A 23522-nucleotide genomic window follows, 5' to 3' on the forward strand; every position below is an offset into this window, starting at 1 on the left:
TGGCGACGGCACTCGCGGTCCACTGCGGCCGGCCCACGGCCTCACACCTCAGCTGCGGCACGGCACCGGGCCCAGGTCCGCGGTCCGCGCCCGCCTCAGGCGCCGCGCCGCAGGGAGCCGGCGGCGAGTTCCCCGATGAGGACGGCGGTCGCGGCGGGGCCGCGTGACGGCGCGTCCGGCAGGATCGAGGTGTCGGCGACCCGCAGGCCCGCGATGCCGTGCACCCGCCCGTGGGCGTCGACCGCCCCCGAGGGACCCATCGGTACGGTGCCGCAGGTGTGCTGGGCGGTGCCCAGGCGCGCCCGGATCCAGCCGTCCAGGGCGCGGTCGTCATCGAGGACGCCGGCCCCCGGATCGGACAGTCCCGCGCAGACCTCGGCGAACGCCCCCGTGCCGACCACGTCCGCCGCGGCCCGCACGGCCTCGCGCAGACCGCCCAGGTCGGCCGGGGTCCCGAGGTAGCCGAGGTCGACGCACGGCGGGACGTCCGGGTCGGCGGACACGGTGCGCAGCCCGCCGCGTCTTCGGGGTGTCTGCACGGACACCAGGAGCACCTGCGGCGCCTGCCCGGCCGTGGTGGTCCCACCGGTCAGGGCGGCCATGGGCAGCAGCGACTGCAGGATCTCCAGGTCTCCCACGCCCGGCTCACCGGCAAAGGACGTCAGATGCAGCGCACCGCCGAGCCAGGTGCCCACGGGGTCGGCCAGGGGCCGCCGGGGGCGCCATGCCAGGGCCACCTGGGGGTGATCGCTGAGCGCGGCGCCCACGGCGGGCAGGTCCGCCGCGACCGGGATACCGAGCCGCGCGAGCCGGGCCCCGGGGCCGACCCCGGACAGCTGCAGCAGGTGCGGCGTGGCGAGGGCCCCGGCGCACAGCACCGTCTCACCGGCCGCGACGACGGTGCGCCGCCCGTCGGTCTCGACGACCACCCCGGTCGCGCGCCCCCGGGCGATGACGACCGAGCGGACCGTACTGCCGCCGCGCACGGTGAGGTTGGGCCGGTCGAGGGCACCCGGCAGAAAGGCCAGACCCGCGTTGACGCGCAGGCCGCCGAGCGTGTTCGTCGGCACCGGGCCGATGCCGGGAGGGTCCTGCGCGTTCTTGTCGGGTTCCGGGGGATGACCCAGCTCGCCGGCGGCCGCGACGAAGGCGGCCGCCGCCGGGTGGGCCAGGGAGGTCCGCAGGACCGGGACAGGTCCGGTGGTCCCGTGCCCGGGGTCGTCCGGGTGGTCGAGGTCGGTCTCCAGCGCCCGCAGCGACGGCAGCACCCGCTCGTACGACCAGCGCGGATCGCCGCACGCCCGGGCCCACCGCGCGAAGTCCGCCCGCCGCGCCCGCACGAAGTAGCCGCCGTTGACGGTCGTGGAGCCGCCGAGCACCCGGCCCCTCGGCGCGGTGTACCGGCGGTCGGGGGTGAGCCGTACCGGAACAGGGCGCACATACGGGTGGCCGGGCTGCGCGCCCGGGACCAGCCGGGCGTCCAGCGCTTTGTGCGCGAACCCGTGCCGGGGCACCGGTCCGGCTTCGAGCAGCAGCACCTCGCAGCCCGGGTCCTCGCTGAGCCGTGCCGCCAGCACGGCGCCGCCGGCTCCCGCGCCCACCACCACAACGTCTGGGTTCCGCACCGCCTTGGGGTTCCCTTCCACGCATGACGGAAATATAGTTCTCGGTATTGGAGAACTACCCTATCTAGCTGACGCGCAGGAGCTTCCATGGGAGAGACGAACGCGGGGGACGCGGACAGGACCGAGCGCACGGACACCCCGGAAGACCACGCCCCCGATGCGGACGTCCTCGCGGACTCGCTGATCGAGGACGTCTCCATCGACGGCATGTGCGGCGTCTACTGATGCCCGGCTTCGACCCCGACCGCGCCTGGGCGCTGCACCCCCGGGTCGCGCTGCGCCCGGAGCCGTTCGGCGCGCTGCTCTACCACTTCGGGGCCCGTCGGCTGACGTTCCTCAAGGACCCCCGGCTCGTCGAGGTGGTCCGCCGGTTGTCCGACGCGCCCTCGGCACGGTCGGCCTGCGTGTCCTGCGGCGTCCTGAACGGTGAACTTCCCTTGTTCCAGGCGGCGTTGGCCTCGCTGGCCGCAACCGGCATGCTCGTCGACCGGACGTCCGGCGCACCGGCGTCCCCCCGGCCGGAGCGGGTGCATGCGTGAGATCGCCGCGGGGCTCTCGGCCTGGGACCGGGCCGGGCTGCGCTATGCCGTCGCCACCGTGATCGCGGTGACCGGCAGCGCGCCCCGCCGGCCGGGGGCGGCCATGGCCGTCGCCGAGAACGGGGAGGCACTGGGCAGTGTGTCCGGAGGGTGCGTCGAGGGCGCGGTGTACGAGCGGTGCCGCGAGGTCATCCACAGCGGCGTCGCGGTACGGGAGAGCTTCGGCTACTCCGACGGCACCGCCCTGGAGGCCGGGCTGACCTGTGGCGGGACGATCGAGGTGTTCGTACAGCCGCAGCCCGGGCCCCAGGTCGTCCGGGCGGTGGCCGGTTCCCGGCCGGTGGCCGTGGCCCATCTCCTCCACAGCCGGGGCGCCACGGTGGCGGTCGGCCCGGACGTCCACCACGGCAGTGTGGGCTCGGCGGAGGTCGACGCCGCGGTCGTCGCCGAGGCGAGGGCCATGCTGGGCGTCGGGGCCCACGGGATCCGCGCGGTCCGCTGCCGGCCGGGCACGGAGGTCTTCATCGCCTCGTACACCACCCGGCCGCGCATGCTGGTCTTCGGCGCGAGTGACCACGCCGGGGCCGTGGTGTCCGTCGGGAGGTTCCTCGGCTACCGCGTGACGCTCTGCGACGCCCGCCCGGTGTTCGCCACACCCGCGCGTTTCCCGGACGCCGACGAGGTGGTGGTCGACTGGCCGCACCGCTACCTGGCGTCCACCACGACGGACCCGCGCACACTGGTCGTGGTGCTCACCCACGAGCCCAGGTTCGACGTGCCGTTGCTGGTAGTGGCCCTGCGCCTGCCCGTCGCCTATGTGGGCGCCATGGGCTCACGCAGGACGCACGAGGAGAGGCTGGCCCGGCTGCGTGAGGCCGGGCTCACCGACCGGGAACTGGCGCTTCTGCACTCCCCCATCGGGCTGGACCTCGGTGCGCGCACCCCGCAGGAGACCGCGGTGGCGATCGCCGCCGAGACGGTCGCCGCCCGCCGCGGCGGCAGCGCGCTGCCCCTGCGGAGCACCGGCGGGCCCCTCCACCACGACCAACCGGGCGACACCGCCGTGCGCGCCTGAACGTGCCTGAGACCCCACGACCCGAAGGAGCCGGTGCCCATGACCGTCCCCGCGAAGCCACGGCGCCTGACCGAGCTGTTCGAGTCAGGTCTCGCCGCGCCGATCTGCCTGACCTGGGAACTGACCTATGCCTGCAATCTGTCCTGCGCGCACTGCCTGTCCGGTTCGGGGCGACGCGATCCGCGGGAGCTGACCACGGCCGAGGCCAGGGCCGTCATCGACGAGCTGGAGGCCATGCGGGTCTTCTACGTCAACATCGGCGGCGGCGAGCCGACCGTGCGCCCCGACTTCTGGGATCTGCTCGACCACGCCACCGCCCACCACGTCGGCGTCAAGTTCTCCACCAACGGGGTGCGGATCACCCCCGAGGCCGCCCGGCGGCTCGCCGCCGACGACTACGTGGACGTCCAGATCTCGCTCGACGGAGCGACCGCGGAGGTCAACGACGCCTTGCGCGGGCCGGGTTCGTACGCCACCGCCGTGCGGGCCCTGCGCAACCTCGCCGAGGCCGGCGTGCGGGGCGTCAAACTGTCGGTGGTGTGCACCCGCCACAACATCCCCCAGATCGAGGAGTTCAAGCGGCTCGCCGACCGCTACGGCGCGCAGCTGAGGCTGACCCGGCTGCGGCCGTCGGGACGCGGCGCCGACGTCTGGGACGAGTTGCACCCCACACCCGCGCAGCAGCGGGAGCTGTACGAGTGGCTGCTCGCCCACGGCGACGACGTACTGACCGGGGACTCCTTCTTCCATCTGTCCGCGTACGGACGCTCCCTGCCGGGGCTGAACCTGTGCGGGGCCGGGCGCGTGGTGTGTCTGATCGACCCGGTCGGTGATGTGTACGCCTGCCCGTTCGCGATCCACGAGGACTTCCTCGCGGGGAACGTCCGCGATCCGGGCGGCTTCGCCGGGGTCTGGCGTACCGCGCCCCTCTTCCGGCGTCTGCGGGCGCCGCAGGCGGGCGGGGCCTGCGCGTCGTGCGCCTTCTACGACACCTGCAAGGGCGGCTGCATGGCCGCCAAGTTCTTCACCGGCCTGCCGCTGAACGGCCCGGACCCCGAGTGTGTGCGCGGTTTCGGGGAGGAGCTTCTGGCGCGACGTCCCGCCGACCGCGCACACCTGCCACGCCCCGGCGCCGATCACTCCCGGCCGGTCCTCGTCCCCCTGACCCGCCGGCCGCCCGTATCCGTCTGCGACGAGAATCCCGTGTCCGGGTCACGGCCGCCAAGGAGGCACACGCGATGAGTCCCCTCCGCAGGAATCCCTGGTTCGAAACGGTCGCCGAGGCGCAGCGCCGGGCACGCGGGCGCCTGCCCGCCAGTGTCTACGGCGCGCTGCTGGCCGGGTCCGAACGCGGCCGGACGGCCGGCGACAACACCGCCGCCTTCGCCGACCTCGGCTTCGCACCACGCGTGGCCGGACATCACGGCCACCGTGAACTGGCCACGACGGTGATGGGGGTGGAGACCTCCTTCCCGGTGGTCGTCTCCCCCACCGGCGTCCAGGCGGTCGATCCGGACGGCGAGGTCGCCGTCGCCCGGGCCGCGGCGAACCGAGGTGTGATCATGGGGCTGAGTTCGTTCGCGAGCAAGCCGGTGGAGGAGGTCTGCGCGGCCCATCCGAAGGTGTTCTTCCAGGTGTACTGGAGCGGCGAGCGCCAGGTGATGCTGCAACGGATGGACCGGGCGCGCCGGGCCGGGGCGAAGGCGCTCATCGCGACCCTGGACTGGTCGTTCTCGCAGGGCCGCGACTGGGGCAGTCCGCGGATCCCGGAGCGGATCGACGTGCGGACGGCGCTGCGGATGGCGCCCCAGGTCCTCGCCCGGCCCGCCTGGTCGTGGCGGTTCGCGCGCTCCGGCGGCGTACCGGAGCTGACCGTGCCGAACCTGGCGGCGCCGGGACGGCCCGCGCCGACGTTCTTCGGGGCGTACGGGGAGTGGATGGGAACCCCGCCACCGACATGGGACGACGTCAAGTGGCTGCGGGAGGAGTGGGGCGGGCCGTTCCTGCTGAAGGGGGTGTGCCGGGTCGACGACGCGCGGCGGGCGGTCGACGCGGGGGTGGACGCGATCTCCGTGTCCAATCACGGGGGCAACAACCTGGACACCACACCCGCGACCGTCCGCCTGCTGCCCGCGATCGCCGAGGCGGTCGGGGACGAGATCGAGGTGCTGCTCGACGGCGGAGTGCGGCGCGGCGGTGATGTCGCCAAGGCGCTCGCCCTCGGCGCGCGGGCCGTGCTGATCGGCCGCGCCTATCTGTGGGGGCTGGCCGCGAACGGCCAGGCCGGTGTGGAGAACGTCCTCGACATCCTGCGCGGCGGCCTGGACTCCGCGGTCCTGGGACTCGGCCGCTCCTCGGTCCACGAACTGGGCCCCAAGGACTTGTATGTGCCGCCCGGATTCACCGTGCGGCTCGGCGGCGGCCCGGCCGCGGGGCGCTGAGTGCCCGGCCGGCTCGCGGACACGCTCTGGCCCGATGTTCCGTGCGGCGCCCTGGTCCTCGTCCCGCTCGGCTCCACCGAGCAGCACGGCCCCCATCTGCCCCTGTCCACCGACAGCGTGATCGCACGGGCCGTGGCGGAACAGGCCGCCGGTCTCCTGCCCGGTACGGCACTGGTGGCGCCGGCGCTCCCGTACGGGGCGAGCGGGGAGCACGCGGGGTTCCCGGGCACCGTCTCCCTCGGCCATGAGGCCCTGTGGGCCGTGCTCGTCGAAACGGTGCGTTCGCTGGCCCTGTGGGCCGGCCGGATCGCGTTCGTCAACGGGCACGGCGGCAACCACGAGACGCTGAAGGCGGCCGTCGGCGCGCTGCGCCGCGAGGGGCACGACGTCGCCTGGACCGGCTGCGACGTCCCCGGCGGCGACGCGCACGCCGGTGTCACGGAGACTTCGCTGCTGCTGCACCTCGCCCCGGAACGGGTGCTCATGGCACGGGCCGCCCCCGGCGAGCGCCGGCCGCTCGCGGCGATCATGCCCCGGTTGCGGGCCGGCGGGGTCCGCTCGGTGTCTCCCACCGGCGTGCTGGGCGATCCGACCGGGGCGAGCGCGGACCAAGGGGGCCGAATGCTGAGGGAGTTGGCGTCGGACGTGGCCGGGCGGATCACGGCCTGGCGCGTCGACGGCCTGGGGAGGCTGATGCGATGAGTGTGAACGCACCGTCGTCACCGGCGCCGAGCGGGCTGCCGGTCGCACTCGACCGCGGCCTCGTCTTCCGGGCGGGAGGGCGGGTGGTGACCGGCGGCGCCCCGTGGGCAGTCGCCCTCTTCAAGGAGGCCGCACTCCCCCATCTCGCCGCTCTGCGTCGCGCCGGGCGGACCGGTCTTTCCCCCGGTACGACGGTGGGGCGCGTCCTGGCCCGGCAGTTGCTCGACCGGGGGCTGGCCCACCCGGTACCGGCGCCCCGGCCGGGTCCGCATCCGGTGACGGTCGTGGTCCCCGCCTTCGGGCGGCCGGCGGAACTGGACCGCTGCCTGGCCTCGCTGCGGGGCCTGCCGGTCATCGTCGTGGACGACGGCTCGCCCGACCCCGCGCCGGTGCGCGCCGCCGCCGAGGCTCATGGAGCGCGCCTGGTGCGCCACGCGGTCAACCGTGGCCCGGCGGCGGCCCGCAACACCGGTCTGGCTCTGGTCCGTAGCCCGCTGGTCGCGTTCGTCGACTCCGACTGCCGCCCCGAGGACGGCTGGCTCGACATCCTCGTCCCGTCCTTCGACGACCCGAAGGTCGCCGCCGTCGCCCCGCGGATCGTGCCGGCCGTGCCCTTGCGCCCGACCGGTCTGCTCGCCCGTTACGAGGCCGCGCGCTCCGCCCTCGACCTGGGGCAGGGCCAGGCGCTGGTGCGTCCCGGCGCGCGGGTCGGCTTCGTACCGACCGCCACGCTCCTCGTCCGCAGGGACATGCTGGGCGATGGCGCCTTCGACGAGGATCTGCGGCTCGGCGAGGATGTCGACCTCGTCTGGCGGCTGCACGACCGCGGCCTGCATGTGCGGTACCAGCCGCGGGCCCGCGTCGTCCACACGCCCCGGCTCGGCCCGCGTGACTGGGCGCGGCGCCGCCATGAGTACGGCACGTCCGCCGCGCCGTTGGCCGACCGCCACCCCGGCAGGCTCGCACCGGCCCGGCCCTCCGCCTGGAACCTCCTCACCCTGGCCTGCGTCGCCGGGGGGCACCCGCGCTCGGCGGTCCTGAGCACCCTGCTGGCCACGGCGCTGCTACGGCACCGCCTGAAGGGGACGCCGGGCGCGACGGGACTGAGCGCGTCCGTGGTGGGTCAGGGCCTGGCCGCCGACACGGCCACGCTCGGTCTTGCGTTGCGCCGCGAGTGGTGGCCGCTGGGGCTGCTGTGTCTCGGGGCGGCGCACCGCAGCAGGGCCGCCCGCCTGGCCTCGGCCGCCATGCTCGCCCCCGTCGTCGCGGAGTGGGCCATGCGCGGCCCCGCCCTGGACCTCGGACGGTGGACGGCCCTCAGATGCCTCGACGACCTGGCGTACGGCACCGGTGTGACCGCCTCGGCCTGGCGCCACCGATCACTCGCCCCGCTGCTGCCGAACGTACGCCTGCCGTTCCCACACCGGCCCACCGCCCGGCGCACCCCGCCGGCACGCCGACACAACGGTCAGGAGACGTCAAGCACATGAGTTCCCGGGGCCACCCGGTGGACGCGGACGCCTGCTCGGCCGGTCCTTTCCCGGGTGCCGGCCGGAGCCGATGGCGTCGCCGCGCGGGCCGGTTGTCCGCGCCGAGGCAGCACACTCGGCCAGACCACTCGTGCCGTCCGGCAGGAGCGGCGCGGTGAACACCTTCCGGTTGCCGCGTGCGGCGGGCCGGACACCGGTGCGAGAGAGCCACGTCGCGACATTGCTCAGCTGACGTTCCTTCCGCTCCGCGGCCGTACGGTGGTGTCCTGGACGCGGGAGCACTCCGTACGGTCGAGAGCAGCGGATCGCACACTTGGGCCGCACACCCGGCCGCCATTGGTCCAGGGCTCGTGGAAACCGGGTCCCGCGACGCCGAGCGAGGTGTCACAGCCGATCCGCGTCGCGGTCGACGCACGCCACATGGCCGATGAACCCCCGACTCTCCACCGGTCACGGGTTTCAGACGGTGCTCGCGGCGTATGGCCGACGGACCCCCAACTCTCCACCGGCCGCGGGCTCCAGACGGTGCTCGCGGCGTATGGCCGACGGACCCCCAACTCTCCACCGGCCGCGGGCTCCAGACGGTGCTCGCGGCGCGTGGGTGACCGCTTGCGCGGCAGGCGTTTCCTCCCCCGGGAGCGACAGGGCCCGGCGCCCCGGGCGGAATCGGGGTGAAGTGGCGCGGCGCCCGCTGGGCCGTGTGCCGTACGGCCGCTCGCTCATGGCTCCGGCGGAAAGATCCCTCTTCCGGTGTCCGCGTCGGTGATCGAGATCGCCTCGATGGGGCACGACTCGGCCACTTCCAGCACCACCTCGGAAGCCGGCAGTGTCTCGGACCGCGCGCGTCCCCGGCCGTTGCGGTCCAGTTCGAACTCCGTGGGCGCGGAGGCCGCGCACAGCCCCGTGCGGACGCAGACCCGCGGGTCGACTGCGACCTTCCAGTGATCGGTCACCGCGACGCTCCTTCGATGACGAGCGGCAGCGTCTTCCAGCCGCGCACGGTCGAGGTCTGCGCCAGTTCCGCGTGGTCCCAGTCCACGTCCCAGGCCGGGAAGCGCCCCAGGATCTCCTCCGCCGCCACCCGGCCCTCCAGCCTGGCCAGGGCCGCGCCCAGGCAGTAGTGGGCGCCGACACCGAAGGTCATGTGCTGGGTGACCCGGTGGATGTCGAACCGGTCCGGGTCGGAGAAGCGCCGGGGGTCGCGGTTGGCGGCGGCCTGGATGAACAGGACGGCGCTCCCGGCCGGCACGGTCCGGTCGTACAGCTCCACGTCCTCGGTCACATAGCGCGCGGTGAACGGGCCGGTCGGCTCGAAACGCAGGATCTCCTCGATCGCGTTCGTGATGAGGGACGGGTCGGCCACCAGTTCCCGGCGCTGCTCGGGATAACGGGCCATCAGGGCGCCGAACCAGCCGATGAGGCGTCCCGTCGTCTCGTTCCCGGCGCCGGCCACCACGGTGCAGTAGGTGAGGACCTCGTCGTCCGTGAGCGTGCGCGTGGTCCCCCGCTCGTCCTCGAACTCGGCGGTCATCAACTCGGTCATGAGGTCGTCCGAGGGATGCTGCTTGCGCCACTCGATGTAGTCACGGAACGCCTCGGTGCTGAGGATGTCCTCCTGGTTGATCTTTCCGCCGTCCTCGGTGCCCAGCGTCTCGTCCGTACGGTCGCGGATGGCCGGCTGGTCCGATTCCGGGATGCCGAGGAGCATCCCGATCACCCGCATGGGCATCTCAGCGCCGACGGCCTCGACGAGGTCGAACCGCTCGGCGCCGGTCACCGGCTCCAGCGCCCGCCGGCAGAAGGCCCGTACCCGCGGCTCCAGCATGGCGATCCGGCGTGGTGTGAACACCCGGGCGAGCAGACGGCGGTGGATGTCGTGGACGGGAGGGTCCTCGAAGATGAGGGTGCCGGGCGGAAGGTCGATGTTCGCCTGGATGATCTCCAGGATGTCTCCCCGCGCCGAGGAGAAGGTCTGCCAGTCGGCGAGGCCGCGCTGGCAGTCGGCGAACCGGCTGACGGCGTAGAAGTCGTGCTTGTCGTTGTAGTAGAGCGGCTCTTCCTCACGCAGCCGGCTGTACACGGGGTAGGGGTCGCGCGCGAGGGCGGGGTCGTAGGGGTCCCAGTAGATCGTGTCGGCAGTGGTCACGAACACACCTCCTGACGGTGTGCGAGGGGTTCTGGGCCGGCCGCGTGCCTCGTTCTCGCCGCTGCGGCCGGTGTCCGGCGGCTCACTTGAGCATGGCGCCGGCGTCGACCGGCAGGGTCACACCGGTCACGAAGCGGCCCTCCTCGGAGGCCAGGAACAGGACGGCGTTGCTGATGTCCAGCGGCTCCACCCACGGAGTGGGCAGCAGGTGCATGCCTTGCGACACCGCCGCGAAGTCGTCGACGGTGGGGTTCTCCAGGTCCGGGCGGAACATACGGTAGGTGCCCTCGTGCATCACCATCGGCGTGTTCACCTGGGTGGGGTGCAGCGAGTTGACGCGTATGCCATGTTCTCCCAGCTCCCAGGCGAGGGTGCGCATGAGTCCCACCACACCGTGCTTGGCGGCGATGTAGTGCCCGATGTTGGCGTGGCCCCTGAGTCCTCCGACGGAACTCGTCAGAACGACCGATCCGCCGCGACCGCCCGCGAGGAGGTGCGGGGTGGCCACCTTGGTGGTCAGCCATACGCCGGTCAGATTGACGTCGATCATGTCGCGCCAGGTCTTCTCGGACATGGCATCGAGCCGGCTGCCGTCGCTGCCGAGGCCCGCGTTGGCCACGACGATGTCCAGACGGCCGAGTTCGGCCACACCGTGGTCCACCGCCGACCTGAGCGCGTCGTGGTCGCGCACGTCCGCCTGTACGGCGATGATGCGCCGGCCCAGTTTCTGCACCCGGTTGACCGTCTCCTCCAGGTCCTCGGGCGTGGACATGGGGAACTGCACGCCGTCGAGCTGCTTGCACACGTCGACGGCGATGATGTCGGCGCCCTCCTCGGCCAGCCGTACGGCGTGGCTGCGTCCCTGGCCGCGTGCCGCGCCGGTGATGAAGGCGACCTTGCCTGCGACTCGTCCGGACATGACTACCTCGTTTCCTTGATGGGGGCATGGTCATGGCGACGAGGGGACCGGGTCACCGGTCGTCGCGTCGTCGGCCGCGCAGCACGAGCGCGATGATCAGCAGCGCGGCGAGTGCCGTGGTGGGCGGCACGAGGCGCTTGACGGCTCCCGCGCCGACCGCGTCGATGAGGTCGATCGGTGCGGCGGTCCGGCGCGGTGCGGCGCGCCCGGGCCCGCCCTGGCCGAAGTCCGCGGTGCGCGGGGACCGCTCCCCGTCCGCCCGGCAGACGCAGAACGCCTCCGCGGACGGCGTGTTGGCGAGGGGCGGGCCTGCGGAGGGCGAATCGGGGAACAGCGGGGCGCCGGCCAGCCGCCCGGCGGGCGGCGTCCCCGGGGACACCCGGTCCACCGGCGCCCCGTCGACGAACAGCGAACCCGCGGACGTCGCCTCTGCGGACGTCGGATCCTGCGACACCACACCGCCGGACGACGAACCCGCGGACAGCGAACCCGTCGGCGACGGACCCGCGGACGACAGGTCCGCGGACGACAGGTCCTGCGACACCGCACCGGCAGACGGCGGACCCACGGACGGCGGCTCTGCGGACCTCGGATCCTGCGACACCACACCGCCGGACGACGAACCCGCGGACAGCGAACCCGCGGACGACGGACCCGCGGACGACGGACCCGCGGACGGCAGGTCCGCGGACGGCAGGTGTGCGGACGGCAGGTGTGCGGATGCGGGATGCGGCGGCGAGGTCACGGCGAGTTCGCGGGCGAGGTTCTCGGCGAACCGACCGATGAGCGTGCCCGCGACCTCGCCGAGGGTTCCGCGTCCGAACTGGGCGGGCTTGCCCGTGATGGCCAGATCGGTGTCCACGAACACATCGGTGGAGGCGTCGCCGGAGCCGACCAGGCGGCAGGTCACCCGGGCCTTGGCGGTGCCGTTGCCCCGTGTCTCCCGGCCGCCCGCCTCCAGCACGACGGTCCTGTCCTGCTCGTTCAGCGACAGAAACCTCACGCTGCCGTGGTAGGTGAGGGCGATGGGACCCAGCTTGACCTTGATCGAGCCGTGGTAGCCGTCGCCGCTGCGGGAGGTGAGCGTCGCCCCGGGCACACAGGGGGTGACCCGCTCGATGTCGAGCAGGACCCGCCAGGCCTCCTCCGTCGACGCGGGAATGCTGAGCTTGTTCTGCAGCTTCATGCGGAGTCCCCGGTGTCGGCGGCGGCCCGGACGGCGTTGACGATCCCCTGGTAGCCGGTGCAGCGGCACAGGTTCCCGGACAGAGCGTCGCGGATCTCCTCGTCGGTGGGCTTGGGGTTCTCGGCGAGGAACGCGGTGACCGAGACCACGAAACCCGGGGTGCAGAACCCGCACTGCAGTGCGTGCTGCTCCCTGAAGGCCTCCTGGACGGTGGAGAGTTCACCGCTCGGCGAGGCAAGCCCTTCGACGGTGGTCACCTCCGAGCCGTCGGCCTGCACGGCGAACACCAGGCAGGCCCGGACGGCCTCGCCGTCCAGCAGGACCGTGCAGGCGCCGCAGACCCCGTGCTCGCATCCGAGGTGTGTGCCGGTCAGGCCGCAGTTGATCCGCAGGAAGTCGGCGAGGGTGAGCCGGGGCGGCACGGTGTCACGACGCGGGACGCCGTTGATCCGTATCCGGATGTCGATGTCAGCCATGGACCGCCTCCCGTACGGCGCGCCGCCAGGCGCGGGCCACCATGGCCGCGCCCACACGCTTGCGATAGCCGGCCGATCCGTGCAGATCGGACGGAACCGAGTCGAGGGCCGACAGGGCGAGGTCCGCGATGTCGTCGGCCTTCTCCTCGGCGGGTTCGGACCCGATCAGCGCCGTCTGAGCCGCCTCGGCCCGGCAGGGGGCCGGGCCGAGGCCGAACAGGGCGATGGCGCACCGGTCGATCCGTCCGCCGGGGTCGAGGCCCACGGCGACGGCGGCCCCGGCGAGGGCGAAGTCGCCGCTCCTGCGGGCGAATTCCTCGACGGCGAATCCGCAGGGGCGGCGCCAGACGGGGAAGACCACGGCCGTCAGCAGTTCGTCCTCGTCCAGGGCGGTGCTCCACATGCCGGTGAAGAACCGTGCGGCGGGGACGGTGCGGGGTCCGCGGACCGACAGGGTCTGCAACTCGGCGTCCAGGGCCAGTGCCACCGCGGGGTACTCGGCCGCGGCGTCGGCGTGGGCGAGCGAGCCTCCGACGGTGCCGCGGCTGCGGATCTGGAAGTGGCCGATCAGCGGTGTGGCGCGGGCCAGCAGGGGCACGGCGGCTCGTACCTCCTGCGAGCGCTGCACGGTGGCCTGGGTCGTGGTCGCACCGATCCGCAGCGCCCCGTCGCGGTGCTCGATGCCCCGCAGTCCGTCCAGGCGGCGCAGATCGACGAGGTGTCCGAAGGACGCGAGGCGCAGCGCCAGCATGGGGACGAGGCTCTGCCCGCCGGCGATGGCCTTCGCCTCGTCGCCCAGGTCGGCGAGCAGGGCGACGGCCTCCTCGGCGTCGGCGGGTGCGTGGTACTCGAACGATGCCGGTTTCATACGGTCACCGCCCCGCGCGGCCCGGTCCTGGCCTCTTCGAGGAGCCCGACGATCGACGCGGGTGTCAGCGGCAGCCTGGTGATCTCCACCCCGAACGGCGCGAGGGCGTCTGCGACGGCGTTCACGACGGCCGGGGCGGAGCCGATCGCGCCGCCCTCGCCGACCCCCTTGTATCCCCCGGGGCCGGGGCCGGGGGTTTCGATGTGCCCGAGTTCGATGGTGGGCACCTCGGTGGCCGTGGGCAGCAGGTAGTCCATGAAGGTGGTGGCCAGCGGGTTGCCCTCGTCGTCGTAGGCGAGGTGTTCGTAGAGGGCGCCGCCGATTCCCTGGACGGTGCCGCCGAGGATCTGGCCCTCCACCACACTGGGGTTGATCATGGGCCCGCAGTCCTCGCTGACGATGTACCGCAGCAGTCGCACGCCGCCGGTCACCACGTCCACCTCGCAGGTGCACACATGTGTGGCGTTGGACCAGATCATGAGGTGCGGTGTGCGGTAGCGGCCGCTCGCCTCCAGTCCGGCCGGCACACCCGGTGGCAGCGCGTGGACCTGGAAGTAGGCGATGTCGGCGATCTCGGCGAGGGGCAGTCCGCGCTCGGGCCTGCCCCTCACCGATGCCCTGCTCCGGGCCAACTCCACCTCGCCCACGGCGACGTCCAAGCGGTGCGCCGCGATCGTGAGGATGCGTGTCCGCAGTCCGGCGGCGGTCTCGGCGATCGCACCGGCCGTCATGGGGCCCGACCGGCTGCCGCCCGTACCGCCGCCGAACGGGGTGACAGCGGTGTCGCCCTGGATGGTGCTGACGTCCTCGATGGCCACGCCGAGCGCGTCGGCGGTGAGCTGGACGACGGTCGTCTCCAGGCTGTTCCCGCACGAGCCGCCGGCGACGTAGACGTTGACCTTGCCGGAGGGCTCGATACGGATGGTCGCGCCCTCGGTGCCGTGGAACGGTGTGGCGCCCGCGGTGGGTTCGACGTAGGTGCAGGTGCCGACGCCGAGATGGCGCCCCTGGGCGCGGGCCCGTTCCTGCTCGCGCCGGAAGGCCGGGTAGTCGAGCATCTCCAGCGCCTGTTCGAAGGTCTCGTAGGCAGTGATGTGGTCGTAGGGCATGCCCAGGCAGTTGGCGGTGGGCAGGTCGTCGCGGCGCAGCATGTTGCGGCGCCGCAGTTCGACGGGGTCCATGCCCAGGCGGCGCGCGGCGGTGTCGAGGAGGACTTCGCGCGCCATCGACTCGAACTGCCAGGGACCTCGATAGGCCACCCGGCCGCTGGTGTTCGAGAACACGAACCGGGAGGAGAAGGTGCCTTCGGGGATGCGGTACGGGCCGGGGAACAGCATGCCCACGGCGATGCCGCTCTGCACGGGCGACGGCGTCGGGTAGGCGCCCGCGTCCTGGACGTGGTCGAGGGTGGCGGCCAGGATCCGCCCGTCGTCGTCGAAGGCCATCCTCGCCTCGCCGTGCTCGTGGCGCGCCTGGCCGGCCGCCAGCAGATGCTCCTGCCGGTCCTCGATCCACTTCAGCGCCACGGGCAGCCTGACCGCCGCCAGCATGACGCACATGTCCTCGCGCTGCGGCAGCACCTTCTGCCCGAATCCCCCGCCGGTGTCCCGCATCACCACCCGCACCCGGTGTTCGTCGACGCCGAGCAGCCGCGCGCCGAAGGAGCGGACCTCGTGCGGGGACTGGGTCGCCGCCCAGATCGTCATCTCCCCGGCGGGCGCCGACCATTCGGCGATGATCCCACGGGTCTCCATCGGCACCGGCCCGTGGGACTGCTGGTGGACGGTGCTGCTCACCACGTGTGCCGCGCTCGCGAAGACGGGCGCGAGTTCGTCCATCGGACGTCCGCCGAGCCGGCCCACCAGGTTGTCGGGGTGGGTGGCGTGGACCGATTCGGGCGACTGAAGCGCGGTGGTGTAGTCGACGACGGGCAAAAGGGGCTCGTAGTCGACCACGACCAGTTCGGCCGCGTCCTCGGCGATGTAGCGGTCCACGGCGACGACCATGGCCACGGGGTCTCCGACGAAGCGCACTTCGCCCTCGGCGAGCGGCGGGCGGGGGGTGTCGGGGTCGTCCCGCCCGTTGAGCGAGTACCACTGTTCGTGTACGCCGGGATTGAGGTCGGCCGCGACGAAGACGGCGTGGACACCGGGAAGGGCCAGCGCCTGCGAGACGTCCACCCCGGTGATGCGTGCCCGAGCGACGGGACTGCGTACGAAGCAGGCGTGCAGCATCCCGGGCCGCACGATGTCGTCGACGTAGGTGCCGGTGCCGGTCAGCAGCCGCGGGTCCTCGACGCGCGGGGTGCGGGTGCCCGTGTAGGGGTTCGGCCCTGCTCGATCGGAGCCGAGCACCTGGGAGGAGCCGGCCGGCGCCGCCTCGTCCGTGGTCCCTGCCATCGGCCTCGCCCTCCGTTCACCCGGCCCGACCGCCGGTCATGGGTGGATCAGCCCGAAGAACCCGGCGCTGAACGGCTGTTCAACAGATGCGCTGAACAACTGTTTAACATCGGGTCCCGGACCCGTCAAGGACAATGACCCCATGACTGCGTCTCGCCGTATGGGTACCGAGAACTCCAGAACGCGGCTGCGGCTGCTGGACATCACCGAGCGGCTGATGCTCAAGGAGGGGTACGCCTCCGTCGGCATCCGCCGGGTGGCGCGGGAGGCCGATGTCGCACCCGCGCTGGTTCTCTACTACTTCCGCACGCTCGACGACCTCTTCCTCGCGGTGCTACGGCGGCGGGCGGAGCAGGAACGGGAGATCTCGGCGCGCGTGCTCGACTCCCCGCAGCCGCTGCACGCCCTGTGGGAACTCAGCAGCCAGCCCGGAGCCGCACTGATCACGGAGTTCATGGCGCTGGCCAACCACCGCAAGGCCATCCACGCCGAACTCGCCGCCCACGCGGAACGCTACCGCCGGGCACAGGAGGAGATCATCGTCCGCAAGGCCGCCGAGGGGAGACTCTCCCTGCCGGACGTGCCTCCCGTCGCGCTGCTCGTGGTGACCACGGCGCTCGCCCGTGTCCTCGTCATGGAGAAGTCTCTCGGCATGACCGCCGGGCACACGGAGACCCTCGACCTCGTGGAGCGGGTCCTCCGACGGATCGAGGGCACCCCCGAGCCAGGACCCGGCCACCCGGCCGACGACCACACCACAACCGCGTGACCGGGACCTCCCGCTCGGTCCGACCGGCGCCACCGGCACGGGCAACGGCGCGATTCTGCACCCGGTCGACCCGGTCGCATGCGTTCGCGGCCCTGCCCGGCGGCCTCGGCGCCGTTGCCCGCGCTCCGGTCTCCCCGCGGCGCACGCCGTACCACCGACTCTGGCCGGAATACGGCTCGTGATGCTCGTACGGCAGCGCCGAGCCCGCGGTCTCGGTCTCGGTGTCGGTGTCCCCCAGGCGGAGTCCCCCGACCAGAGCGCCCGGCGTGACGGCGAGTCGTCGGCGCCCCGGGCCGGGTAGAGCATGCAGCCGCGCTCGCGGAACCGGTGCGGCACCGGCACGGCCTGTCTCCGGCGCGCGGTCAGAGCGCGATGTGGCCCGCCTTCGTCGGCTTGAATCCGCAGGCGTCGAAGTAGAACGCCCGCAGGTCGTCGTCGAAGTCGACGTGCAGCCACTCGCAGTGCGCTGCCCGGGCACCCCGGACTGCCGCGGCCACCAGTGCGGCCCCGATCCCGGAGCGGCGAAGGTCTGCCCTGACCATGGTGTCCAGGACGAAGGCGTGGACCCCACCGTCCCAGGCGACGTTGACGAAGCCGACAAGTTCGCCGTCGCGCCGGGCGCAGACCCAGCCGAGGCTGTGGCGATGCACCTGCTCCAGCCAGTCGATGTCCAGGACTCGGTGGTCGAAGCCCTCCGCGTGGAGCACGTTGACGGCTGCGTTCTCGAACTCGCCCCGCCATTCGTAAGTGATCGTCATGCCATGAGCGTAGGCCGCCCGCGGCAACCGCCGTGGCGCTTCACCTCTGCCCCGCGCAATGGCTGGTCGTGGCCGAGCTTCCCCAAGCGGTACGGCGTCCGGACAGACACCGGCCGGGTCGGTCACGGTGTCCGAGGTGCCGCCGCGGGCCGCCTGGTCACGGGGTGGCGGTCGTGTTGCGCTGCGAGGGGGGCAGCAGCAGGACCTCCAGCGCCCCCGCGCACGCCCGCGCCTGTTCGAGGAACCACTCGACACGGTCACCGGCGATGAGGTCGGGCGTGCCCCGTACGGCGAGCGCGAACCGCGCCGATCCCAGGTGGTCGAGGACGGGCACGGCGACGGTACGGATGCCCAGCGCGGACTCGCCGTCGTTGAGGGCGTACCGCTGCGCGCGCACCCGCTCCAACTCCTCGGCCAGCCGATCCCGGTCGACGATCGTGCGGTCGGTGAACGCCCGCAACGGCGGAAGCGACTGCGTCCCCGCCTCTCCCGGGCGTGGCCACGCCAGCAGGACCTTGCCCAGCGCGGTGGAGTGCAGTGGGCGGCGCAGCCCCACCTTCGGGGTGACCGAGCCGCCGGCCACGATCACCGCGTGCGGCCCGCTGCGCAGCGCCAGGTCGGCGGTCGCGCCGGTGCGCCGGGCCAGGTCGGCGAGTTCGGGCGACGCCAGGTGCAGCCCGCGCTGGTGGTAGGAGAGCCGCCCGAGTTCGGTCACGGCGGGACCGAGCCGGTAGCGGGCGGTACGCGGGTCCTGCTCCAGGAACCCGGCGCCGAGCAGGGTGCGGGCCAGCCGGTGCGCGGTGGACGTGGACAGACCGAGCCTGCGGGAGATCTCCGAGGCGCTGAGGTCGGGGGCGTTGTCGTGGAAGCAGTGCAGCACGTCCAGCGCCCGCTGCACCGCCTGGGTCCCGGCGACCCGAGTCTGCGCCACGACCCCGTACACCTCCCGCTCCATCGGCTTCCCCTCACCCGCCCGGGGGCGTGTTTCGAACCCGGTTCCGGGCCCCTCGGGTCGCTTCGAGATTCCCACATCGCGGCAAGCCGGAAGACCCCTCGCCCCCTGCTGAAACAGTCTGTTCACGCCCGTTCCCACATCATGGGAAGCCGCTTGCCGCCCGCTCGCGGCGCATGTCAGGCTGCGGTCACGCCGCCGGAACGGATCCGGTGGGAGCCGTCGGAAGGGGCGAAAGCGATGCACGTCATGGCCACGCCTTCGCTGACCGTGCGCCGCCACGTCGACCTCGGCCGCGTCGCCAGCGCCGTCTGTCGCTGACCGGCACCGCGAGGTCGCCGCGGCTCCCCGCGGCTGTCCCTCGCAGCAGCCCCACTGCCCCGCACCGCCGCACAGCCACCTGCTGACATCGGCCCGGCATGGTCACGGCCCACCCCGCCGCCGGTCCCGCCGTACCCGGCCGTCCGTGACAGCCGCCACGCCGGACGGCGGCCCGCCCCGCTCCAAACAGGACGACACCTCCGTACCTCACCTCCCGGTGGGGTTCCGCTCGCCGCGCCGGCCCTGTGCCGGCTGCCGGCCCGCCGCCCGTCAGGCGCGCCGGCGGCGACGCAGCACCCCGCCCGCACCCGTCTCCGTCTCGCCGCCGCAGCGGTGAGCAGCCCTCCGGGGAAGGAACCCATGACGCACCCGCCCCTGCCCGAGACCCTGTGGTTCACCCGTTGTCCTGTGCCCACCGCGACCGGTATCGCCGCCGACCGGCGGTGGCTGGCCGAGGAGTTCACGCCGGAGGGGATCGCCGTGCGGTCGCTTCAGGACACCGAGGCCGACGTCGGCGCGGACATCCGCGGCACCCACTACACCCACGAACTGCCCGCGCTGTTCCGGGAGGGCGGCAACGTGCCCGCCCTGTGGGCCCGTTCACGCGGTGCCGAGACCCGGCTGATCGGCCTGACCTGGATCGAGGAACGCCAAGTGGTCCTGGTCCGGCCCGGATCGGGGATCCGGGGCGCCGCCGCCCTGCGCGGGCTGCGGCCGGCCCTGCCCCGGCACTCCATCCCCATCGACTTCTGGCGGGCCATGGCGCTGCGCGGCTTCGAGGGCGCGCTGGCCTCCGCGGGACTCGGTCTCGACGACACCCGGCCGGTCGATGTGCCCGCCGCCGGCCACACCGGGCAGTGGCAGGCCGAACTGGCCGCGCTGGCCCGCGGTGACGTCGACGCCGTGTACGTCAAGGGCGCCGTCGCCGTCGAGGCGGCGCGTCGGGCCGGTGCCGAGGTCGCCGTCGAACTCGACCAACTACCCGACCGCAGCCACCGCGTGAACAACGGCACCCCGCGCCCCATCACCGTCCACCAGCGGCTGCTCGACGAACACCCCGACCTGGTCGACCGGTTCCTCGCCGTGCTGCTGCGCGCCGCCGACTGGGCGGCCGAGCAGCCGGACGAGGTCGCCCGCATCCTGGGCGCCGAGACCGGCGCCGGCGCCGAGGGCGTACGCGGCGCCTACCGCCCCGGCACCCACCGCAGCCTGCACCCCGACCTCTCCGCCGAACGACTCTCCCTGCTGGCCCTCCAGGAGACGGCGCTGCGCGAACACGGCTTTCTGGCCGGGCCCGTCGACGTCCACGCCTGGGCCGACCCGGAACCCCTGCGCCGAGCCCGCCGCCGGCTCGCCGAGCCCACGTCCCGCCCCCGCTCACTCCACCCGTAGGACTGCCATGCGCGCCTCCAGATCGCTCCCCGCCGCCCTCGCCACCGTCATCGCGCTCGCCGCCCTGACCGCCTGTGGCAGCTCGCAGGCCGACACCGGCCCGGACTCCGCCGCCACGGTCACCGTGCGCATCCCCGACCCCGGCAACTCCGGTGTGCTCGCGGTCGGCAAGAAGGACGGCTCGCTCGCCGAAGCCCTGGCCAAGGTGCACGCCAAGGTCGCCTGGACCGGCAGCGCGGGCCCCTTCGCACCGGCCGCGCAGGCCCTCAACGCCGACCAGCTGGACATCGCCACCGGCTCCATCACCTCCGGCATCACCTCACTGGCGCAGAACCCCGGTTTCAAGTTCTTCACCGCCACCGCGCCCGACGGGGCCGGCGAGGGCATCCTGGTCAAGAACGGCTCCTCGATCGCGTCCGTCAAGGACCTGATCGGCAAGAAGGTCGCCGTCAACCAGGGCGGGACCGGTGAGTACCTGCTGCTGAAGGCCCTGGAGAAGGCGGGCGTCCCCGAGGACGAGGTCGAACGGGTCTATCTGCGGCCCGACCAGACGGCGGCCGTCTTCAACAGCGGCAAGGTGGACGCCTGGGCGGTGTGGGCGACGTACTCCGTGGCCGAACTCGGCACCGGCAAAGCGCACTTCCTCACCGACGGCGCGGCCATCGGCTCGGACAACTACAGCCTGAGCGCCGTGCGCACCGCCTTCTCGGACAAGCACCCCGAGGTGGTCAAGGCCCTTTACGCCTATCTGCACGAGGGCAGCGTCAAGGAGAAGCAGGACCCCGCCGCCTACCTGAACGTCAACACCGACGCCGGCCCCCAGGCGCTCACCGGCGAGGCGAAACGCGTACAGACCGAACTCGCCTCGAAGGGCGGGACCGTCGAGCCGATCACGGACGCCGACATCACCCGGTTCAAGGCCGTCGCCCACTTCTACGCCGAGCACAAGGTCACCCGCAGCGAGGTCGACGTCGCCGCCCATCTCCTCGACGTCACCGAGCTGTCATGACCGCCGTCCACGACATCCCGGCCGCGCCGGCCGGGAACCGGGAGCTGGTGACGCCCCGGCCCGTCGCCCGGCGCCCACGGCCGCGCCGGTTCAGGGCGGCCGTACGCGCCCTCGGGCCGCTCGCGCTGCTCGTGCTCTGGTGGGCCGCCTCGGCGACCGGCGCCCTCACCCCGGACGTGCTCGCCTCGCCCGCCGACGTGGTCCGCGCGGTCGGCGAGCTGTGGGGCAACGGCCAGCTGCCCGACGCGCTCGTCACCTCCCTGACCCGCTCCGGACTCGGCCTGCTGCTCGGTCTCGCCGTCGGCCTCACGGCCGGCGTCGTCACCGGTTTCACCCGCCTCGGCGACGAACTGCTCGACTCCACCATGCAGACCCTGCGGACCATTCCCTTCCTGTCCCTGGTCCCGCTGTTCATGGTGTGGTTCGGCATCAACGAGATCGCCAAGATCCTGCTGATCGCCGTCGCCACCACCTTCCCGATGTACGTCTCCACCTCCAGCGGCGTCCGCAGCACCGACGCCCGGCTGGTGGAGGCCATGCGCAGCTTCGGCATGAGCCGGTTCGCGATCGTCCGCGAGGTCGTGCTGCCCGGAGCGCTGCCCTCGCTGCTCGCCGGGCTGCGGCTGTCGATGACGCTCAGCGTGATCGCGCTGATCGCCGCCGAGGAGATCAACGCCACCGCGGGCATCGGCTATCTGATGGCCCAGGCGCAGAGCTACGCCCGTACGGACATCCTCGCGGTGTGCATCCTCGTCTACGGACTGCTCGGCCTGCTCGCCGACGCGTTCGTGCGCCTGCTGGACCGGGTGCTGATGCCGTGGCGGAGGGCGGAGCGATGACCACCGCGGCCGGCCCGAAGGCCGGCACCGCCGTCCAAGTCCGTTCCCTCGTCAAGGCGTTCGCCGACCGGACCGTCCTCGACGGCCTGGATCTCACCATCGCAAGCGGCGAGTTCGTCGCCCTTCTCGGCGCGAGCGGCAGCGGCAAGACCACCCTGCTGAGGATCCTCGGCGCCCTCGACGGCGCCGACGCGGGCGAGGTGCTGGTCCCCGAGACCCGCACCATCGTCTTCCAGGAACCACGGCTGATCCCGTCCAAGCGGGTGCTGGCCAACGTCATCGTCGCCCTGCCGAGGACCGCCCCGGACCGGGGGCTCCGCGCCCTCGCCGAGGTCGGCCTGGAAAGCCACGCCCGCGCCTGGCCCGCCACCCTGTCCGGCGGCGAGGCCCAGCGCGTGGCGCTCGCCCGAGCCCTGGTCCGTGAGCCCGAACTCCTGCTCCTGGACGAGCCGTTCGCCGCCCTGGACGCCCTGACCCGGCTGCGCATGCAGGAGCTGGTCGGCGAACTGTGCCGGGTCCACCGGCCCGCCGTGCTGCTCGTCACCCACGACGTGGACGAGGCCGTACGGCTCGCCGACCGCGTCTGTGTCCTGCGGGAGTGCCGGCTCGTCACGGACGAGACCGTCGACGTCCCGCGTCCGCGCGACCCCGGCGACCCGGCCTTCACCGCGCTGCGCCGCCGTCTGCTGACCGACCTGGGCGTGCCGCCCGCCACCACCACACCACCGGAGCGTTCCGCATGACCGTCACCATCGGCGTCCACAACAGCAACCCCACCCTCTACTACCTCTCCCGCCTCGACCACGCCGCCGAGGAACTCGCCCAAGTGGGGGAAACCGTCGTCTTCCATCCCTACACGGACGGTGTGCGCACCGGGCGGCTGCTCTCCGAAGGTGTGATCGACTTCGGCGGCACCGGTTCCACCCCGCCGGTCACCGCCCAGGCCGCCGGCCACGACATCGTCTACGTCGCCGTCTCCGCCCCGCGCCCCGACCACGGCGCCCTCCTCGTCACCGAGGACAGCCCCGCGCGCACGGTCGCCGACCTCAAGGGCGGCACCGTGCACCTGGCCATCGGCTCCTGGCAGACCCACCTCGTCGCCAAGGCACTCGACGATACCGGACTGTCGTACGCCGAGGACATCACCCCGGTACGCGGCGGCGAGGACAGCGAGAAGCTGCTGCGCGAGGGCGCCATCGCCGCCTGGGTCGCCCAGGGCCCGCAGCTGGCGGCCGCCCTGCGCACCGGAGGCGTCCGGAGCCTGGTCCGCACCGGCGACGTCATCACCGACCGCTCGGTGTTCTTCACCCGGCGGGACCTGGCCGAGCAGCGGCCCGAGGTGGTCGAGGCGCTGGTCCGTGCCCTCGGCCGGGCCGACGCCTGGGCGAAGGCCCACCCGCGCGAGGCCGCCGCGATCGCCGCCGACCACCAGGGCGGCACGGTCGACGACTGGGAGAGGGCCCTGCGCGCCCTGCCCTGGAGCATCGAGGACGTCAGCGACGCGTTCCTCGCCGAACAGCAGCAGGCCGCCGACGTCTTCGTCCGCACCGGGTTCATCGAGGGACCGGTCACGGTCGCCGACGCCGTCGCCCGCCGGGACTGAGGGGAGAGCGCGC

At 73.2% G+C, this 23522-nt stretch carries 24 protein-coding genes; 14 read left to right on the plus strand and 10 right to left on the minus strand.

The features are described from left to right. Positions 1-95 precede the first annotated feature (95 nt). Positions 96-1625: a mycofactocin dehydrogenase MftG gene (mftG, locus tag ABT245_RS01085; protein WP_351727403.1), complete on the minus strand. Its 1530-nt coding sequence runs from the start codon at positions 1623-1625 to the stop codon at positions 96-98. Between the two features lie 87 nt (positions 1626-1712). Between mftG and mftA the strand changes: the two genes are divergently transcribed. From mftA to mftF, 7 genes are read left to right on the plus strand one after another with little or no spacing between them, the layout of a single operon-like run. Then, positions 1713-1850 (plus strand): mycofactocin precursor MftA, encoded by a 138-nt coding sequence (gene mftA, locus ABT245_RS01090; protein WP_351727405.1) that lies wholly within the window; start codon positions 1713-1715, stop codon positions 1848-1850. After that, on the plus strand, positions 1850-2164 hold the full coding sequence (gene mftB / locus ABT245_RS01095; protein ID WP_351727406.1) for a mycofactocin biosynthesis chaperone MftB: 315 nt from the start codon (positions 1850-1852) through the stop codon (positions 2162-2164). The genes mftA and mftB overlap by 1 nt, the downstream gene beginning before the upstream one ends. Next, positions 2157-3239 (plus strand): XdhC family protein, encoded by a 1083-nt coding sequence (locus ABT245_RS01100; protein ID WP_351727407.1) that lies wholly within the window; start codon positions 2157-2159, stop codon positions 3237-3239. The genes mftB and ABT245_RS01100 overlap by 8 nt, the downstream gene beginning before the upstream one ends. 39 nt (positions 3240-3278) lie before the next feature. After that, positions 3279-4481, plus strand: coding sequence for a mycofactocin radical SAM maturase (mftC, locus tag ABT245_RS01105; RefSeq protein WP_351727409.1), 1203 nt, complete (start codon positions 3279-3281; stop codon positions 4479-4481). Further along, positions 4478-5680, plus strand: coding sequence for a pre-mycofactocin synthase MftD (gene mftD / locus ABT245_RS01110; protein ID WP_351727411.1), 1203 nt, complete (start codon positions 4478-4480; stop codon positions 5678-5680). The genes mftC and mftD overlap by 4 nt, the downstream gene beginning before the upstream one ends. Next, complete coding sequence (gene mftE, locus ABT245_RS01115; protein ID WP_351727413.1) at positions 5681-6382, plus strand: mycofactocin biosynthesis peptidyl-dipeptidase MftE; 702 nt, start codon at positions 5681-5683, stop codon at positions 6380-6382. After that, a complete protein-coding gene (gene mftF, locus ABT245_RS01120; RefSeq protein ID WP_351727415.1) occupies positions 6379-7872 on the plus strand; it encodes a mycofactocin biosynthesis glycosyltransferase MftF in 1494 nt (497 codons plus the stop codon). Before mftE ends, mftF begins: the two co-directional genes overlap by 4 nt. Before the next feature lie 719 nt (positions 7873-8591). On the opposite strand, the gene ABT245_RS01125 is transcribed toward mftF, so the two are convergent. The 7 genes from ABT245_RS01125 to ABT245_RS01155 all read right to left on the minus strand — a co-directional run bounded on the left by ABT245_RS01125 (position 8592) and on the right by ABT245_RS01155 (position 15866). Next, entirely contained in the window at positions 8592-8825 is a 234-nt protein-coding gene (locus ABT245_RS01125) for a ferredoxin (protein WP_351727416.1), read from the minus strand. Next, positions 8822-10018, minus strand: a complete 1197-nt coding sequence (locus ABT245_RS01130) for a cytochrome P450 (protein ID WP_351727418.1) — start codon at positions 10016-10018, stop codon at positions 8822-8824. The genes ABT245_RS01125 and ABT245_RS01130 overlap by 4 nt, the downstream gene beginning before the upstream one ends. Before the next feature lie 82 nt (positions 10019-10100). Then, positions 10101-10937, minus strand: coding sequence for a mycofactocin-coupled SDR family oxidoreductase (locus ABT245_RS01135; RefSeq protein WP_351727420.1), 837 nt, complete (start codon positions 10935-10937; stop codon positions 10101-10103). A gap of 52 nt (positions 10938-10989) precedes the next feature. Next, positions 10990-12123, minus strand: coding sequence for an SRPBCC family protein (locus tag ABT245_RS01140; protein ID WP_351727421.1), 1134 nt, complete (start codon positions 12121-12123; stop codon positions 10990-10992). Further along, on the minus strand, positions 12120-12599 hold the full coding sequence (locus ABT245_RS01145) for a (2Fe-2S)-binding protein (RefSeq protein WP_351727423.1): 480 nt from the start codon (positions 12597-12599) through the stop codon (positions 12120-12122). Before ABT245_RS01145 ends, ABT245_RS01140 begins: the two co-directional genes overlap by 4 nt. Then, positions 12592-13467 carry an FAD binding domain-containing protein gene (locus ABT245_RS01150; protein WP_351727425.1) on the minus strand — a complete coding sequence of 292 codons (876 nt, stop codon included), beginning with the start codon at positions 13465-13467 and terminating at the stop codon, positions 12592-12594. Before ABT245_RS01150 ends, ABT245_RS01145 begins: the two co-directional genes overlap by 8 nt. Beyond that, positions 13464-15866, minus strand: a complete 2403-nt coding sequence (locus ABT245_RS01155) for a xanthine dehydrogenase family protein molybdopterin-binding subunit (RefSeq protein WP_351727427.1) — start codon at positions 15864-15866, stop codon at positions 13464-13466. The genes ABT245_RS01150 and ABT245_RS01155 overlap by 4 nt, the downstream gene beginning before the upstream one ends. Positions 15867-16008: 142 nt before the next feature. Between ABT245_RS01155 and ABT245_RS01160 the strand changes: the two genes are divergently transcribed. Further along, complete coding sequence (locus tag ABT245_RS01160; protein WP_351727429.1) at positions 16009-16635, plus strand: TetR/AcrR family transcriptional regulator; 627 nt, start codon at positions 16009-16011, stop codon at positions 16633-16635. A 362-nt stretch (positions 16636-16997) separates the two neighbouring features. Here ABT245_RS01160 and ABT245_RS01165 read toward each other — a convergent pair whose 3' ends face one another. Further along, positions 16998-17393 carry a GNAT family N-acetyltransferase gene (locus ABT245_RS01165; protein WP_351727431.1) on the minus strand — a complete coding sequence of 132 codons (396 nt, stop codon included), beginning with the start codon at positions 17391-17393 and terminating at the stop codon, positions 16998-17000. A gap of 157 nt (positions 17394-17550) precedes the next feature. Next, entirely contained in the window at positions 17551-18348 is a 798-nt protein-coding gene (locus tag ABT245_RS01170; protein ID WP_351727432.1) for an IclR family transcriptional regulator, read from the minus strand. Between the two features lie 246 nt (positions 18349-18594). Between ABT245_RS01170 and ABT245_RS01175 the strand changes: the two genes are divergently transcribed. From ABT245_RS01175 to ABT245_RS01200, 6 genes are all read left to right on the plus strand, one after another. Next, positions 18595-18666, plus strand: a complete 72-nt coding sequence (locus tag ABT245_RS01175) for a putative leader peptide (protein ID WP_351727763.1) — start codon at positions 18595-18597, stop codon at positions 18664-18666. Between the two features lie 360 nt (positions 18667-19026). Beyond that, entirely contained in the window at positions 19027-20058 is a 1032-nt protein-coding gene (locus tag ABT245_RS01180) for an ABC transporter substrate-binding protein (protein WP_351727434.1), read from the plus strand. Positions 20059-20065: 7 nt separating this feature from the next. After that, positions 20066-21067: an NrtA/SsuA/CpmA family ABC transporter substrate-binding protein gene (locus ABT245_RS01185; RefSeq protein ID WP_351727436.1), complete on the plus strand. Its 1002-nt coding sequence runs from the start codon at positions 20066-20068 to the stop codon at positions 21065-21067. Continuing rightward, a complete protein-coding gene (locus ABT245_RS01190) occupies positions 21064-21906 on the plus strand; it encodes an ABC transporter permease (RefSeq protein ID WP_351727437.1) in 843 nt (280 codons plus the stop codon). Before ABT245_RS01185 ends, ABT245_RS01190 begins: the two co-directional genes overlap by 4 nt. After that, positions 21903-22649, plus strand: a complete 747-nt coding sequence (locus ABT245_RS01195) for an ABC transporter ATP-binding protein (RefSeq protein ID WP_351727439.1) — start codon at positions 21903-21905, stop codon at positions 22647-22649. Before ABT245_RS01190 ends, ABT245_RS01195 begins: the two co-directional genes overlap by 4 nt. Beyond that, positions 22646-23509 (plus strand): ABC transporter substrate-binding protein, encoded by an 864-nt coding sequence (locus tag ABT245_RS01200; RefSeq protein ID WP_351727441.1) that lies wholly within the window; start codon positions 22646-22648, stop codon positions 23507-23509. The genes ABT245_RS01195 and ABT245_RS01200 overlap by 4 nt, the downstream gene beginning before the upstream one ends. Positions 23510-23522 lie beyond the last annotated feature (13 nt).

Origin of the sequence: Streptomyces sp. NPDC001508 (assembly GCF_040298665.1) — a bacterium.
Lineage (GTDB): Bacteria > Actinomycetota > Actinomycetes > Streptomycetales > Streptomycetaceae > Streptomyces.

Bases quoted from the DNA above. Each gene is read 5' to 3' on its own strand.
- mftA (WP_351727405.1), top strand. From the start codon at position 1,713: ATGGGAGAGACGAACGCGGGGGACGCGGACAGGACCGAGCGCACGGAC.
- mftB (WP_351727406.1), top strand. From the start codon at position 1,850: ATGCCCGGCTTCGACCCCGACCGCGCCTGGGCGCTGCACCCCCGGGTC.
- ABT245_RS01100 (WP_351727407.1), top strand. From the start codon at position 2,157: ATGCGTGAGATCGCCGCGGGGCTCTCGGCCTGGGACCGGGCCGGGCTG.
- mftC (WP_351727409.1), top strand. From the start codon at position 3,279: ATGACCGTCCCCGCGAAGCCACGGCGCCTGACCGAGCTGTTCGAGTCA.
- mftD (WP_351727411.1), top strand. From the start codon at position 4,478: ATGAGTCCCCTCCGCAGGAATCCCTGGTTCGAAACGGTCGCCGAGGCG.
- mftF (WP_351727415.1), top strand. From the start codon at position 6,379: ATGAGTGTGAACGCACCGTCGTCACCGGCGCCGAGCGGGCTGCCGGTC.
- ABT245_RS01135 (WP_351727420.1), bottom strand. From the start codon at position 10,937: ATGTCCGGACGAGTCGCAGGCAAGGTCGCCTTCATCACCGGCGCGGCA.
- ABT245_RS01140 (WP_351727421.1), bottom strand. From the start codon at position 12,123: ATGAAGCTGCAGAACAAGCTCAGCATTCCCGCGTCGACGGAGGAGGCC.
- ABT245_RS01145 (WP_351727423.1), bottom strand. From the start codon at position 12,599: ATGGCTGACATCGACATCCGGATACGGATCAACGGCGTCCCGCGTCGT.
- ABT245_RS01150 (WP_351727425.1), bottom strand. From the start codon at position 13,467: ATGAAACCGGCATCGTTCGAGTACCACGCACCCGCCGACGCCGAGGAG.
- ABT245_RS01155 (WP_351727427.1), bottom strand. From the start codon at position 15,866: ATGGCAGGGACCACGGACGAGGCGGCGCCGGCCGGCTCCTCCCAGGTG.
- ABT245_RS01160 (WP_351727429.1), top strand. From the start codon at position 16,009: ATGACTGCGTCTCGCCGTATGGGTACCGAGAACTCCAGAACGCGGCTG.
- ABT245_RS01165 (WP_351727431.1), bottom strand. From the start codon at position 17,393: ATGACGATCACTTACGAATGGCGGGGCGAGTTCGAGAACGCAGCCGTC.
- ABT245_RS01170 (WP_351727432.1), bottom strand. From the start codon at position 18,348: ATGGAGCGGGAGGTGTACGGGGTCGTGGCGCAGACTCGGGTCGCCGGG.
- ABT245_RS01180 (WP_351727434.1), top strand. From the start codon at position 19,027: ATGACGCACCCGCCCCTGCCCGAGACCCTGTGGTTCACCCGTTGTCCT.
- ABT245_RS01185 (WP_351727436.1), top strand. From the start codon at position 20,066: ATGCGCGCCTCCAGATCGCTCCCCGCCGCCCTCGCCACCGTCATCGCG.
- ABT245_RS01190 (WP_351727437.1), top strand. From the start codon at position 21,064: ATGACCGCCGTCCACGACATCCCGGCCGCGCCGGCCGGGAACCGGGAG.
- ABT245_RS01195 (WP_351727439.1), top strand. From the start codon at position 21,903: ATGACCACCGCGGCCGGCCCGAAGGCCGGCACCGCCGTCCAAGTCCGT.
- ABT245_RS01200 (WP_351727441.1), top strand. From the start codon at position 22,646: ATGACCGTCACCATCGGCGTCCACAACAGCAACCCCACCCTCTACTAC.